The following is a 12,909-nucleotide window of genomic DNA, read 5'->3' as shown; positions in this document are numbered from 1 at the left end:
GGCCTGGAAATCTGAAAGGGAAGGCTCACACACCAGCGGATTCACCGTCAATAGTTTGGAGCCCAGTGAAACTCCGCGGCTTGCGGCGGATGAGATATTCGGCGGTGGCGAGGGCGGCCGCGCCGAGGACGACCTCGCTGACGGTGGAGACCAGGCGGCTGGCCAGGGCCACCACCGCGGCGGCGGGGGCGGGGAGCACCAGGGCCAGCGCGGCCGCCAGCACCGCCTCGCGGACGCCGATGCCGTCGGGGATGAACACGCTGGCGATGCCGATCGTCGTGGCGAGCGTGAACGCGCCGACGCACAGGGCGAGGGAGCGCGACGGGGGCGCGCCCACCGCGATGGCCAGGGGCCACAGGTGCAGCCCGGTGACCACCCAGGACAGGCTCTGCCAGGCGACCGCGAGCCGTACTCCCCGGACCGAGACGGCGCTGGCCGCAGAGGGGCGGCGCAGCAGCCGCAGCAGCAGCGCCGAGCCCCGGTTGACGATCTGCGGGCGCACCAGGACGAGCACGATCAGCACGGCGGCGCCCGCGAGCCACGCCGCCCGGGCGCCCAGCATCTGCACCCCCGCGAGCAGCCCGACCGTGAACCCGCTCAGCAGCACCAGGCTCATGACGAGCGCGGCCGTGCTCATCAGCCGGCCGAAACCGACGCCGTTGGCCGTGGCCACCTTGGTGATCGCGATCATCCCGGGCACCCGCCCGGGCACGTACTTGGACAGGAAGCCGACGAAGAAGATCCGCACCACCCGCGGCTCGCTGACCGGGGGGCCGCTCTCCAGCAGCACGACGCGCCAGGCGAGGAACCCGAACGACAGCCCCGCCATGCTCGCCAGCAGCGCGCCGCCCAGCAGGAGACCGATCTGCCCGGCGTCGCGCCGGGCGAACAGGACGGCGACCACGCCCCAGTCCAGCCGGCTCAGCGTCAGCGCGATCGCGCCCGCGGCGACGAGGACGAAGGCGGCCACCAGCGCCCGACGGACCGGGCGCGGCAGGCGGGGGAGCCTGATCGCCCTCACTCGGGCGCGCCGCTCGACGGCACCGGGGACAGGCCCGTCCTGACCGGCTCCCCCTGTCTGCGGGCCAGTTCGTAGGCGACGCGTACGAGCCCCACGCAGGCGCCGAGGAAGAACGCGGTGTGGAAGCAGAGCTGCATCCAGGCGACCCACGACGCGAAGCGGGCGCCCCCGTGACGGCGGGCGAAGCCGATGAACCTGCGGTTCTTCCACAGGAACACCCCGAGCGTCGTCGCCGGTACGGCCAGCAGCCAGGGACTCACCAGCGCGAGCGGCAGGGTGAGGAAGGTGGCCGTGGCGGACGCCGAGGAGATGCTGGGGGGTTTGCGCCGTTTGTGCTGACCCGTTCCGATCATGTTGAGCTGGAAGCCCACCTTCCCCTCGTCGCGCAGCCGCCGGGCGCGCACCATGATCACCGGGAGCGTCGTGGACCGGACGAACCGCTCCACGAGGCATCCCCAGAACTTGTCCTCGTCGTCGGCCTTCGTCACCACCGAGGTGGTCACCACCAGCCGGTAGTGAGCCGGGACACGCGTGCCGAACTCGAAGTCCTCGCCGTCGCGCAGCCGCTCGTCGAGCCGGCCCGCCTCCTCGAAGACATGGCGGGGGATCAGCGTGCAGGACAGGAACGTCGCCGTGGTCTGGCTGCGCTCGTAGTGCTCGCACAGCACCCGGTAGCGCTCGACCGGGCCGTCGTCGTACAGCGGATCGGCGTCGTAGATGCCCTGCACCATGCCGCAGTCCGGGGTGCTCCGGTACGCCTTGACCGCGTTGCGGATCGCGTCCGGCGCGAGCGCCGTGTCGGAGTCGACGAAGAACAGCAGCGGCGCCGAGCTCCTCGCCACCCCGAGGTTGCGGGCCACCGCGGGCCCCCCGTTGTACGGCGACTCGACGATCGTGCACGGGAAGTCGCGCGCTATCTCCAGCGAGCCGTCGGTGCTGACGTCGTCGACGACGATGACCTCGGCGGGGCGGTAGGTCTGCGCGTACACCGACTTCAGGCAGGCGCGCAGGGTCTTCCTCTTGTTGTAGTTCGGCACGATGACCGCGACGTCATCACGCCACATCGGCTCGTCGGGCATGTCCGTTCCTCTCGTCGGTCAGGTCGTCGGCAGGGTCGTCCGCGGCGTCGTCTGTGGGGCCCGCGCCGGTCGGGACACCGACATGAGCATGCGCTGGGCCCGATGATCGGACTGTCCCTCCGCACCGGGCAGCTCGTAGTCGTGCACCGTCACGTCGGGGGTGGTGTAGAGCCAGTCGATCCGCCACAGCTCGGCGGTCCCGGCCAGGTAGGTCGCCGGGTAGAGGGACGAGAGCGCGGGCGTCCAGTCGACCAGCCCCTCGGGGAGCAGACGGCGGATGCCCATGGCCGGGGAGGTGTTCAGGTCGCCGGCGAGCACCACGGGATTGGGGTTGGCGGCGATGTCCGCGCTGATGGCGCGGTAGCTCGCCTCCCGGCGCAGGGTCCGGCTCTCGTTGACCTCGCGGGACTCGGCGTCGTACAGGCGCCATTCGAGCGGGGGCAGCACGACCTGCGCGTCGTAGAAGGAGACGACGGTGCCGTTCACGTCGATGTCGGTGCGCAGCGTCTCGACCGTGTACCCCTCCGGCCAGTGCCGGAGGACGTCGGGGATCTCCTTCTGGTCCGCCGGCAGCCACGGGCGCATGTCGAGGCCGCGGTGCGCGGTGATGGGGAACCGCGAGAGCGTGATCTGCTCGCCGGAGACCGCGACGTGCCAGCCGGGGAACTCGCGGCGCAGTTCCGCCAGCTTGTCGATGCGCAGCGCGAGGTCGCCCGTCCAGCGTCGCGCCGGGCGCATGTCCCTGTGCAGGTACTCCGCGAGCAGGTAGACGTCGGCGTCAAGGCTGTGGAGGTAGTCGTAGAACCCGGGCGAGAACCGGGTGCCGTCGGAGTTGCGGAGGTCCTGGTCCCAGAACTCGGTGTTCCAGGCGACGACCGTGACGGCTCCGGGGCGGGCGGGCGGCGGGGTGTACCAGAGGGTGGCGTAGTTGACCCCGCTCCGCCCGGCGCCGAGCACCGCGGCGACCACCAGCAGCGACACGATCCGCCAGCGGACCGGCCGGGCCAGGGGCGCCACGACCATCAGCGACACGGGGACCGCCAGGAACAGCAGCGGCGGAATCAGCTCGAGCGGCGCCCACAGCGACGTCCGCCCGCTCGCCAGCAGGTGGCAGACCACGAAGAGCAGCCACGCCATGGTGGCGGTCACCACCAGTTTGGTGCCCAGGCACCAGCGCCGCCGGGGGCGGACGAATCGGCGGACACGTGCCGCCCAGCCCGTCCCGGGCTCGGGCGGGGCGGTCATGGGCTGCTCCTCGACCAGGGCGTCCCGATCGCTCATCAATCGACACCATCCTCGGTGGGGGGACCGGCGTCGAACCTACTGAGCGCTCCTTGTCGCATCCTTGTCGGCGGCCGACGGCGGGCGGCGCGGCCGGCCCGCGCGCAGGCGACAAGATTGGGACAAGCCGCTGTGCCTAGCGTGTGCCGAACACGAGGTCTGACATGCACGTTTCGGAACCGACGACCTCCGGCCTCTGGAGCACATCATGAGTCAGGAGCACCCGCTCGTCTCGGTGATCATCCCCAGCTACAACAGGTCCGACGTACTGCGACTCTGCCTCGACGCGGTGAAGGAGCAGACCTATCCGCACATCGAGGTCATCGTGGTGGACGACTGCGGCACCGAGGACGCGGCCCGGGTGGCCGCGTCGAAGGGCGCCACGGTGGTGCGCACCCACGTCAACGGCGGCCCGACCCCCGCGCGCAACCTCGGCGCCGAGCACGCCACCGGAGACATCCTGTTCTTCCTCGACGCCGACATCGCGCTCGACCCCGACGCCGTGGAGAACGCGGTGCGGATACTGGAGTCCCACCCGGAGATCGGCGCGCTCGGCGGCGTCCTGCGGCCCGAGTCGCTGGTGTCCCAGAGCCTGGCCTCCCAGTATCGCGCCGTGCAGATGCACCGCTGGTGGATGCCCGCCCACCGGCCCACCCTGGAGCTGCACGCGTCCGTGCTCGCCGTCCCGGCCAAGGTGTTCGCCGAGGTCGGTCCCTTCGACCCCCGCCTGCGCGAGACCGTCTCCTCCGACTACCGCATCCGGGTGACGTGCTCCCACCAGGTGAAGCTGAGCGACGCGATCCGCGGCAGGAAGGACCACGACCCGACCGTACGGACGATCCTGCGCAAGGTGTTCCGCCGCGCCCGCCTCAGCGCCCTGGACTGGCACCAGGGCGAGACGCCCGGCGACTCGGTGCCCCGCGCGGTCGGCGGCGTCCTGCTGCTCGCCGCGGTCCCGGCGCTCGCCCTGCCCATGGTGGCGGGCCGGGCCGGGGCACTCGTGCCACCCGCGCTCGTCGCCGCCGCCGCGGCCCTGGACGCCGGCACCCACCGCTTCGCCTTCGCCCAGCGGGGGGCCGCGTTCGGCGTCTACTTCTCCGGCGTGCACCTCGCCGTCACCTTCACCGGCGCCCTCGGCGGAGCGGTGGGCGTCCTGCAGCGTCTCGCGCTCTCCCGCCTGGAGAAGCCCGCCCAGATGCTCGCGGCCCAGGATTGACCGGCCATGCAGGTCATCGGCACCGGCTTCGGCCGGACGGGGACGCTCTCCCTCAAGACCGCGCTGGAGCGGCTCGGCTTCGGGCCGTGCCACCACATGGTCGACGTGTTCGACCACCCGTGGCAGATCAGGAGCTGGCTCGCCGCCGCCACGGCCCGCGAGGTGGACTGGGACCGGCTGCTCCTCGGCTACGAGTCGTGCGTGGACGGCCCGACCTCGATCTACTGGCGGCAGCTCGCCGAGCACTACCCGAAGGCCAAGGTCATCCTCACCACGCGCGACCCGGACCGCTGGCTGACAAGCATGCGGCGGACGCTGTTCGCCCAGCGGCGGCGCATCGAGTCGCTGCCGGGCCGGACCGCCGTCCTGCTGTCGTCGCTGCTGCGCACCGACCTCGCCGCGTTCGTCGGGATGGTCGACACGACCCTCGACGCGCGGACCTTCGCGACACCCGCCGACCGCGAACCCGAACGGGCCATCCGGCTGTTCGAGGAGCACGCGGCCAGGGTGATCGCGGCCATCCCGGCCGAGCGGCTGCTCGTCTTCGACGCCGCCGACGGCTGGAACCCACTGTGCGCGTTCCTCGGGGTCCCGGTTCCGGACGAGCCGTTCCCCCGCGTGAACGGCGCCACGGACTTCACCAGGAGCGGCCTCAGCCGGCCCCTGCCGTTGCTGCTGCGCCGTACGAGGCGAGGAGGACACCGATGACATCACAGGTACGCCCGCTGGTCTCGGTCATCGTGCCGAACTACAACTACGCCCGCACGCTCGACCTGTGCCTGAGCGCACTGGAGCGGCAGACCTATCCGCATATCGAAGTCATCGTCGTCGACGACCGCAGCACCGACGACTCGGTGGAGATCGCGCACCGGCACGGGGTGCGGGTCGTGGAGACCGAGACCAACATCGGCGCTCCGGCGGCGCGCAACCTCGGCGTGGAGTACGCGAGCGGGGACGTGTTGTTCTTCCTCGACTCCGATCTCGCCCTGGCCGAGGACGTGGTCGAGCACACCGTGGACCTGCTCACCTCCGACCCCACCCTGGGAGTGGTGTGCGGCACCTACGACCCGGAGCCGCTGATCCCGGACAGCCGGGTGGAGCGCTACCGCAGCCTCCAGCTGCACTACTGGATCTCCGGCGACGAGGGCGAGATCAGCACGATCTACTCCGCGCTGTTCGCCATGCGGGCCGAGGTCTTCCGCGAGGTGGGCCCGCTCAACCCCGCGCTGCGGCACAGCGAGAACGCGGAGTACGGCCACCGGGTCACGCAGCGGTACCGCATCGTGCTGGACAACCGGATCAGGGGCAGGCACGACCACGACGACAGGCTCGGCGTGGTGCTGTCGAAGTTCTTCCACCGCGCCCGCCTGCACATCCCGCTGTACCTGCGCCGCCCGGACTTCAACGGCGGCCCGGCCCAGAGCAGCCGCGGCTGGGGCTCGCTCGCGGCCCTGTTCGCCGTGCTCTGCGCGCCGCTGCCGCTGCTGCTCGGGCCGGTCTGGCTGGTGGCGCCGGCCGCGCTGCTGGCCGCGTCGATCGCGGCGGACCTCGGCATGTACCGCTTCGTCCTGGGCTACGCAGGCACCCGGTTCACCCTCTATTTCGCCGCGGTGCACTTCCTGGTGAACGTGACCGTCGCGGTGGCCGTGTTCGCCGGCGTCGCCCAGTGCGTCCTGTCGAGCCGGTTCCGGCGTACCTACGACATCCCCGCCCGCTCCGCGTTGGTGGAGGTGTGACCGATGACCGAACATTCCCCGCTGGTCTCCGTGATCGTGCCCAACTACAACTACGCCGCCTCGCTGGAGCTGTGCCTGCGGGCGATGCAGGCGCAGACCCACCGGCCGATCGAGCTGATCGTGGTGGACGACGGCAGCACCGACGACTCGGTCGAGGTCGCGCGGCGGCTCGGCGTGAGAGTCGTCCGTACGGAACGCAACATGGGGGTGGCGGCGGCGCGAAACCTGGGCGCCGCGCACGCCCGTGGTGAAATCCTGGTGTTCGTGGACTCCGACGTGGCCGCCTACCCCGACGCCGTCGAGGCCGCCGTGGGCATGCTCGCCGCCGATCCGCGGCTGGGGGCGGTGTGCAGCATCCACGACCCGGAGCCGCTGATCCGTCACAGCCTCGTCGAGGAATACCGCGCGCTGCAGTACTACTACTGGACGGCGAGCTCCGAGGGGCCCATCTCGTTCCTGTTCTCGGCGCTGATGGCGATGCCCCGCCGCGTGTTCGACGAGATCGGGCCGTTCAACACCCGGCTGCGCGAGACCGAGGAGGTCGACTACGGCCACCGCCTCACCCAGCGGTACGGGATGGTGCTCACGTCGGCGATCCGCTCACGGCACGACCACGACCACGAACTGCGCGGCCTGCTGCGCAAGCTGTACCGGCGTGGCCGCGCCCGGGTGCCGCTGTACGCGCGGCGGCGGCGCTTCGCCCGCGGGTTCGAGACCTCCAACAGGGCCGGCGGCAGCCTCGCCGCGCTGGCGGCGCTGGCCGCGATACCCGTGGCGGTGCCGCTCGGGGCGGCCGGCGCCGCGCTCCCGGCCCTCGCCCTGGCCGTGTCGGTGGCCGCCGACCTCGGCATGTACCGCTTCGTGCTGCGCCGGCGCGGCCCGCTGTTCCTGCTCTACTTCGGCGCCGTGCACTTCCTGGTGAACGTGACCATCGCGGCCGGTGTGGCGGCCGGGGCCGCGCGCTGGCTGTGCTCGGCGAGGTTCCGCCGGCTCTACGACTCCGACCTGCCCGTGCGCTCCCCGGCCCTCGGGGAGGCCGGGTGACGGCGCTCGCCGCGCCCGCCGCGCCGCGCCCCGAAGCAGATCGACACAGGACGGGGCGCGGCGCATGACCGGCGGGACACGGATCGTGACGCGGCCCGGCGGGTCCCTGCGCACGCCGCGGGCCCGCCGGAGGATCCCTGTGGTGATGCCGGCGGCGGCGGCCTGGCTGATCTTCGCGGGGCTGCACCGCGCGTTGTCCGGCCGGGTCTGGTGGTGGCAGGTCCCCGAGCTCGTCCCGCCGCTGGCGTTCGCGGCCGTTCCCATGGTGCTGCTCGCGGCGGTCGCGGTGGCGCGCCGCGCGCGCCGTACGGCTCTCGCGATGGCGGTGCTGTCGCTGGTGCTGGGCGGGGGCGCCTGCGGGCTCAATCTCGCCTCGCTGTGGCACCGCGCCGCCCCCGCTCCGCCGGACGCGATCAGCGTGTTCTCCTGGAACACCTGGTACTGGGACCAGCCGGCGGCGGGCGGGCGGCCGATGCCCCCGCCCACCGGCACGCCCCGGCGGGACGTCAAGGGTTTCTACCGCTATCTGCGGGCCCAGCACGCCGACGTGCTCCTGCTGCAGGAGTACGTCTACTTCGGCGCCGACTCCCGGCCGATCCGGGTGAACGACCTCGACAGGCTGCGCCGCGAGTTCCCGGGCTACCACGTCGCCACGGTGAGCGAGCTGGTGACGCTGTCGCGCTTCCCGATCGTCGCCCAGCGCGGCCTCGACCTGCGCCCGTGGCTCGAGGACGGCCGCGACACGCCCGTGCCGCCCGGCTCCGGCTGGCCCGGCTTCCACACGGTGAAGACGCTGCGCACGGACCTGCGCGTCGGCGGCAGGACCGTCTCGTTCTACAACGCGCACATCAACACGCCCGTCGACTCGTCGCCGCCCGGCCCGGACCCCCGCCGCCTGAACCGCACCCAGCACGAGGCGCGCGAGGCCAACCTCCGCGCGCTCGCGGCCGACGTCCGGGCGAACCCGCTGCCGGCCTTCCTGGCCGGGGACTTCAACGCCTCCCCGGCGATGGGCATCCTGCGCCTGCTGCCGGAGCGGCTGACCGACGCCGCCCCCGCGATCGACTCGCTCTATCCCGCCACCTGGGACGAGCGGTGGCCCCTGTGGCGGATCGACTGGGCGTTCACGAGCCCCGAGGTCGCCGTACACGAGTATCGGCTCATCCCCTCCGAGGGCCAGTCCGACCACAGAGGCCAGCGTCTGGTCCTCTCACTGACCCGGTGACCTGGCCAGCAGCAGGTCGCGCGGCTGAGCCCGCAGGCCCGCCCGCACGAGCGGTTCCGCGTCGCCGCGCAGCATCCGCAGGTGCAGTGCGCGCAGCTCGGGGCCCGGCTCGACGCCGAGGCGGTCGGCGAGATACCCGCGCAGACGGGCGTACAGGGCGACCGCCTCCGCGGTGCGGCCGAGGGCCCACAGGCCGCGCATCAGCATGTCCGCGAGGGGCTCCGCGAGCGGGTAGTGCGGCACCAGCGGGGTGAGCTCGGCGACCACCATGTCGGGGCGGCCCTGGCGCAGGTGCGCCTGGGCCCAGGTGGCGAGGGCGCCCACGAACTGCTGCTCGATGCCATAGCGCATGCGGGCCGCCCAGTCGCCCGGGACGCCGGTCAGCGGCGCGCCGCGCCACAGCTCCACGGCCTCGGCCAGCAGCGCGGCCCGTACGGTGTCGTCCCGGGCGTTCTGCGCCTGCCTGGTCAGCCGGCGGAACCGGTGGGCGTCCACCCGCTCGGGGTCGACCTCGAGCGCGTATCCGCCGCCGCGGCGCTCGATGGCGGCCCCGGTCCCGGTCAGCGCCTGCCGCAGCCGGGCTATGTGGGCGTACACCGAGTCGGTCGCCCGGTCCGGCGGGTCGTCCCAGACCCGCTCGATCAGCGTACGGAGCGACACGGGGCGGTCGGCGTCGACCGCGAGGGCGGCCAGCACCGCGTGCCGCTGGGGTGGTCCCAGGGGCACGCGGCGGCCGTCCAGGGTCACCTCGACCGGTCCGAGCAAGCGGACGTCCATCGGCTTCCTTCCATGTCGCTCTCACCACGAGAGGGCGGCCGCCAGGGACGGGTGGTGGACGAGCAGGAGCGTCACACCCAGGGTCGCGGCCCACACCATCGAGTTCGCGACCATGACGCGGTCGCGCAGCAGGACGCGGACCGGGTCACCGCCCTCCTTGTCCATCAGCTGGATCTGCAGGTAGCGGAAGAGCGCGAACAGCGCGAACGGAGTGGACAGCATCATCGCCGTCTGACCGTGCTGGGGTCCGAACGGCCCCTCGTCACGCAGGTACATCAGGCCGGAGACGAGGGCGAGCACGGAGGCGATCTGGAGCAGCCAGTTGGTCAGCTCCATCGAGTAGCCGCGCAGCGCGGGCCGGTGGACGGATCCGCCGTGCAGCAGCTCCTGGCGGCGCTTGCCGAGCAGCAGCAGCAGGGACATCGAGAACACCGTGATCAGCAGCCAGGCGGGCGCCCGGCCTCCGGTCACCTCGAACCCCTGCACGACGCGCAGGACGAAGCCGGCCGCCACCGTCCCCACGTCGATGAGCGGCAGGTGCTTGAGGACGCGGCTGTAGGCGATGTTGAGCAGGAGATACACCAGCACCGGCCAGTACGACGCCGGGGCCCGGGCGACGATCGCGGCGAGCAGCGCCAGCAGGACGGCGCAGCAGGCGCCCGCGGTCACCACACCCACCCGGCCGGCCGCGATGGGGCGGTGGCGTTTGACGGGATGGTGCCGGTCGCGGTGCCGGTCGGCGATGTCGTTGCCGATGTAGACGGCGGCCGAGGCGACGATGAAGGCCACCGTGGCCGAGACGACGCCCGCCACCTCGGCCAGGCCGTAGGCGGGTGCGCCGATGAGCGCCACGGGGACGAGGAGGATCGCCTTGGCCGCGTGGGACGGGCGGATCAGACCGGCGAGGTCCGCGACCAGGCGGGTCCGGGTCCGCACGACCCGGTCCCGCGCCTGGTGCGGACGCTCCGGGCTGTCCGGAAGGTCTGCAGGTTCGACGACGCGCATGCTCTCCCCGTCAGCTCAGAAGAAGACTTTCGCCAGCGCCAGCGCGCCCTGCCGCCACGCGTCGCGGCTAGTCTGGCCCGCGCCGCGCGCCGACCCGGCCGCGCGCTGTTCCCGCCACCACGCGTACGTGCGGAGGATGGCGTCCCGGTTGGACAGCCGCGGCCGGAAGCCGAGCCGTTCACGGGCCTTGTCGATGCTGACGTAGGAGTCGGCGAGCAGCTTGCGCACCAGCCGTCCGTACACCGGGGACAGCCGGGTGCGTTCCAGCAGCCGTAGCCCGGCCAGGGCCGGGCCGGCGGGCACCGAGACGACCCGCCTGCCGTGGCCGGCCGCGTCGAGCACCGCCTGGAAGTCCTCGCGCAGCGTGCCGAACTCGGCGGCCGCCAGGTTGTAGGTGTCGTTGGCGACGCCGGCCGGCGCGTCGAGGACGCCGACGATGGCGTCCACCAGGTCCTCGACGGCGAACATCTGCACGCGCTTGTCGCCCTTGCCGAGGACGGGGAAGTTGCGCCCCTCCTCGGCCCATTCGAAGAGCATCGCGAACAGGCCCATCCGGCCGGGGCCGAGGAAGGTCTTGGGACGCAGGATGGGCAGGCACATCCCCCCGGCGCGGTACTTCTCGGCCAGTTCCTCCGCCTCGGCCTTCGCCCTCGTGTACGGGTCGACCGGTTCGCGCGGGTGGTCCTCCGGCGTGGGGACGAGCGTCGGCAGCCCGTACACGGCCGTGGAGGAGATGTGGACCATCCGCTCCACGCCGGCCAGGCGCGCGGCCTCCAACACCGTGTGGGTGCCCCCGACGATCAGGTCGTGGATCTGCTCGGCCGGGTAGCTCGGCAGCGCCCCGGCGCAGTGGACGACCACGTCCGCCCCGGTCATCGCCTCGCGCAACAGCCGCAGGTCGCGTACGTCGCCGCACCGGTGCCGCGCCGCGAGCAGCGGGTCGGCCTGCGGGCGCAGGTCCACCCCGAGCACGTCGTGCCCGTCCACGACGAGCCGGCGGGCCAGGGTGCCGCCGAGCATCCCGGCGCTGCCGGTGACTACGATCCGCTGGACCACCGCGACCCCACCTTCTCCCGTACGAACCGGCTGAGCAGCCGCGGCAGGCCCTTGGACAGCGTCTTGTCGAGGCCCTCCAGGAAGAACTCGACCTCTTCGGGTTCGATGACGAGGGTCGGCGCGACGACGAGGGGATTGTCGGCGTTCGGGCTGTAGTAGGAGACGATGCCGTGCTCGCGGTAGAGGTCCGCGATCACCGAGAGGGTGATCAGCTTGGTGCGGAACCGCGGATCGTGGGAGAAGCCGGGCGCGAGCTTGCCGGCCAGGTCGAGGATCCTGGGGCCGCCGGCGAGGAACACCCCCCACAGCGCGCCCACGCCGCTCACGCGGCCGACCACGTCCGGATGGCGCTTGGCGATGTTCTCCAGGCCGGGCCCCAGGACGCGCTCGATCTGCCGCGCCCTGGCGGGGTAGTCCTCCTCGACGGCGATGTTGATCGCCTCGATGGCGGTGACCGTCTCCTCGCCGAACCCGTAGTAGGTCGTGCTGTGCAGGATGACGTCGGACAGCCGGTCGTACGCCTTGCGGAAGACCGGCTCACGCGCGGTGTAGCCGGAGATCGACGCCTTCCCGCCGCCGAGCGACTTTGAGTACACGAGGACGTCGGGCAGGAGGTCGGGATAGCGCATGAAGTAGAAGAGGCTGCCCGTCTTGCCCCACCCTGTGTAGACCTCATCGAAGATGAGCATGATGTCGTTCGCGTCGCAGAGCCGCCGCAGCTCGTACAGGTCCGCCTCCGACCAGCAGCGCATGCTCGACGCGCTGTACGGCTCGGCCATGATCGCGTAGACGTCGCACTTCCCGTCCGGGGTGCGCGAGCTCTCGATCAGCTCGCGGACGGCCGCGACGTCGCCGTAGGGGTACACCGCGATGCCCGGAAGGCCGGGGAAGCGGAAGGAGTTCTCGGCCGAGCCCGTCAGGCTCCCCGCGCCGAGGGTCTTGCCGTGGAAGCTGATGTCGGAGCGCAGGATCGTGTTGCGCCGCCCCTCGTGGTACTTGTACGCCAGCTTGACGGCGCCCTCGTTGGCCTCCGCGCCCGAGTTCGGGAAGTAGGAGATGTTCAGGTCGCCCGGCAGCACTTCGGCCATGTTGTGGCTCAGCGCGGCCACGTACGGCGAGAAGAACGCCTTGTGCACCTCCATGCGCCGGCGCTCGGCGAACCGGCGCCGCGCCTCCAGGATGCGGGGGTGGTTGTGGCCGTGGTTCAGCACCCCGACCCCGCCGGTGACGTCGAGGACCTTCCGCCCGTCGCGGGTCCAGATCCAGGCGCCCTCCGCGCGCTCGACCAGCTCCCGGCCGAAGCCGAAGGAGGTCATGAGATTGACCTGACTGCGGCTGACGTACTTCTTGTACAGGTCCTGGACCTGTTTCACGGTGAGGTTCTCACACGCGTCGAGCCCGATCAGTTCAGACACGTTCCGCCCATCCCCTTACGTGCTAGGAAATTGCACGTGGTCAATGCTGGTGAA

12 protein-coding genes are annotated in these 12,909 nt (G+C 72.0%); 5 read left to right on the top strand and 7 right to left on the bottom strand.

Annotation, left to right across the window (positions count from 1 at the left end):
* Nucleotides 1-25: 25 nt before the first annotated feature.
* From AAH991_RS14450 to AAH991_RS14440, 3 genes are read right to left on the bottom strand one after another with little or no spacing between them, the layout of a single operon-like run.
* Complete coding sequence (locus AAH991_RS14450; protein WP_346226310.1) at nucleotides 26-1,021, bottom strand: lysylphosphatidylglycerol synthase domain-containing protein; 996 nt, start codon at nucleotides 1,019-1,021, stop codon at nucleotides 26-28.
* The gene (locus tag AAH991_RS14445; RefSeq protein ID WP_346226309.1) at nucleotides 1,018-2,100 is read right to left on the bottom strand and encodes a glycosyltransferase; all 1,083 of its coding nucleotides are present in this window, start codon (nucleotides 2,098-2,100) and stop codon (nucleotides 1,018-1,020) included. Before AAH991_RS14445 ends, AAH991_RS14450 begins: the two co-directional genes overlap by 4 nt.
* An 18-nt stretch (nucleotides 2,101-2,118) precedes the next feature.
* The gene (locus AAH991_RS14440) at nucleotides 2,119-3,381 is read right to left on the bottom strand and encodes an endonuclease/exonuclease/phosphatase family protein (RefSeq protein WP_346226308.1); all 1,263 of its coding nucleotides are present in this window, start codon (nucleotides 3,379-3,381) and stop codon (nucleotides 2,119-2,121) included.
* A gap of 208 nt (nucleotides 3,382-3,589) precedes the next feature.
* On the opposite strand from AAH991_RS14440, the gene AAH991_RS14435 reads away from it, so the two are divergent.
* From AAH991_RS14435 to AAH991_RS14415, 5 genes are all read left to right on the top strand, one after another.
* Nucleotides 3,590-4,597, top strand: a complete 1,008-nt coding sequence (locus AAH991_RS14435; RefSeq protein WP_346226307.1) for a glycosyltransferase family 2 protein — start codon at nucleotides 3,590-3,592, stop codon at nucleotides 4,595-4,597.
* A 6-nt stretch (nucleotides 4,598-4,603) separates the two neighbouring features.
* On the top strand, nucleotides 4,604-5,305 hold the full coding sequence (locus AAH991_RS14430; protein ID WP_346226306.1) for a sulfotransferase family protein: 702 nt from the start codon (nucleotides 4,604-4,606) through the stop codon (nucleotides 5,303-5,305).
* Nucleotides 5,302-6,333 carry a glycosyltransferase family 2 protein gene (locus AAH991_RS14425; protein ID WP_346226305.1) on the top strand — a complete coding sequence of 344 codons (1,032 nt, stop codon included), beginning with the start codon at nucleotides 5,302-5,304 and terminating at the stop codon, nucleotides 6,331-6,333. Before AAH991_RS14430 ends, AAH991_RS14425 begins: the two co-directional genes overlap by 4 nt.
* A gap of 3 nt (nucleotides 6,334-6,336) precedes the next feature.
* Entirely contained in the window at nucleotides 6,337-7,377 is a 1,041-nt protein-coding gene (locus AAH991_RS14420; RefSeq protein WP_346226304.1) for a glycosyltransferase family 2 protein, read from the top strand.
* Between the two features lie 64 nt (nucleotides 7,378-7,441).
* Entirely contained in the window at nucleotides 7,442-8,602 is a 1,161-nt protein-coding gene (locus AAH991_RS14415) for an endonuclease/exonuclease/phosphatase family protein (RefSeq protein ID WP_346226303.1), read from the top strand.
* Here AAH991_RS14415 and AAH991_RS14410 read toward each other — a convergent pair.
* The 4 genes from AAH991_RS14410 to AAH991_RS14395 are packed head-to-tail and all read right to left on the bottom strand — an operon-like array spanning nucleotide 8,588 to nucleotide 12,855.
* On the bottom strand, nucleotides 8,588-9,379 hold the full coding sequence (locus AAH991_RS14410) for an AfsR/SARP family transcriptional regulator (protein WP_346226302.1): 792 nt from the start codon (nucleotides 9,377-9,379) through the stop codon (nucleotides 8,588-8,590). The genes AAH991_RS14415 and AAH991_RS14410 overlap by 15 nt on opposite strands.
* Nucleotides 9,380-9,400: 21 nt before the next feature.
* Nucleotides 9,401-10,384: a UbiA prenyltransferase family protein gene (locus AAH991_RS14405; protein WP_346226301.1), complete on the bottom strand. Its 984-nt coding sequence runs from the start codon at nucleotides 10,382-10,384 to the stop codon at nucleotides 9,401-9,403.
* A 15-nt stretch (nucleotides 10,385-10,399) separates the two neighbouring features.
* The gene (locus AAH991_RS14400; RefSeq protein ID WP_346226300.1) at nucleotides 10,400-11,440 is read right to left on the bottom strand and encodes an NAD-dependent epimerase/dehydratase family protein; all 1,041 of its coding nucleotides are present in this window, start codon (nucleotides 11,438-11,440) and stop codon (nucleotides 10,400-10,402) included.
* Nucleotides 11,422-12,855 (bottom strand): aspartate aminotransferase family protein, encoded by a 1,434-nt coding sequence (locus AAH991_RS14395; RefSeq protein WP_346226299.1) that lies wholly within the window; start codon nucleotides 12,853-12,855, stop codon nucleotides 11,422-11,424. Before AAH991_RS14395 ends, AAH991_RS14400 begins: the two co-directional genes overlap by 19 nt.
* Nucleotides 12,856-12,909: the final 54 nt, after the last annotated feature.

Source organism: Microbispora sp. ZYX-F-249, assembly GCF_039649665.1.
Classification (GTDB): Bacteria; Actinomycetota; Actinomycetes; order Streptosporangiales; family Streptosporangiaceae; genus Microbispora; species Microbispora maris.
This window is presented reverse-complemented; position numbering and strand designations above follow the sequence as displayed.

Bases quoted from the DNA above. Each gene is read 5' to 3' on its own strand.
- AAH991_RS14445 (WP_346226309.1), bottom strand. From the start codon at position 2,100: ATGCCCGACGAGCCGATGTGGCGTGATGACGTCGCGGTCATCGTGCCG.
- AAH991_RS14440 (WP_346226308.1), bottom strand. From the start codon at position 3,381: ATGAGCGATCGGGACGCCCTGGTCGAGGAGCAGCCCATGACCGCCCCG.
- AAH991_RS14435 (WP_346226307.1), top strand. From the start codon at position 3,590: ATGAGTCAGGAGCACCCGCTCGTCTCGGTGATCATCCCCAGCTACAAC.
- AAH991_RS14430 (WP_346226306.1), top strand. From the start codon at position 4,604: ATGCAGGTCATCGGCACCGGCTTCGGCCGGACGGGGACGCTCTCCCTC.
- AAH991_RS14425 (WP_346226305.1), top strand. From the start codon at position 5,302: ATGACATCACAGGTACGCCCGCTGGTCTCGGTCATCGTGCCGAACTAC.
- AAH991_RS14420 (WP_346226304.1), top strand. From the start codon at position 6,337: ATGACCGAACATTCCCCGCTGGTCTCCGTGATCGTGCCCAACTACAAC.
- AAH991_RS14415 (WP_346226303.1), top strand. From the start codon at position 7,442: ATGACCGGCGGGACACGGATCGTGACGCGGCCCGGCGGGTCCCTGCGC.
- AAH991_RS14410 (WP_346226302.1), bottom strand. From the start codon at position 9,379: ATGGACGTCCGCTTGCTCGGACCGGTCGAGGTGACCCTGGACGGCCGC.
- AAH991_RS14405 (WP_346226301.1), bottom strand. From the start codon at position 10,384: ATGCGCGTCGTCGAACCTGCAGACCTTCCGGACAGCCCGGAGCGTCCG.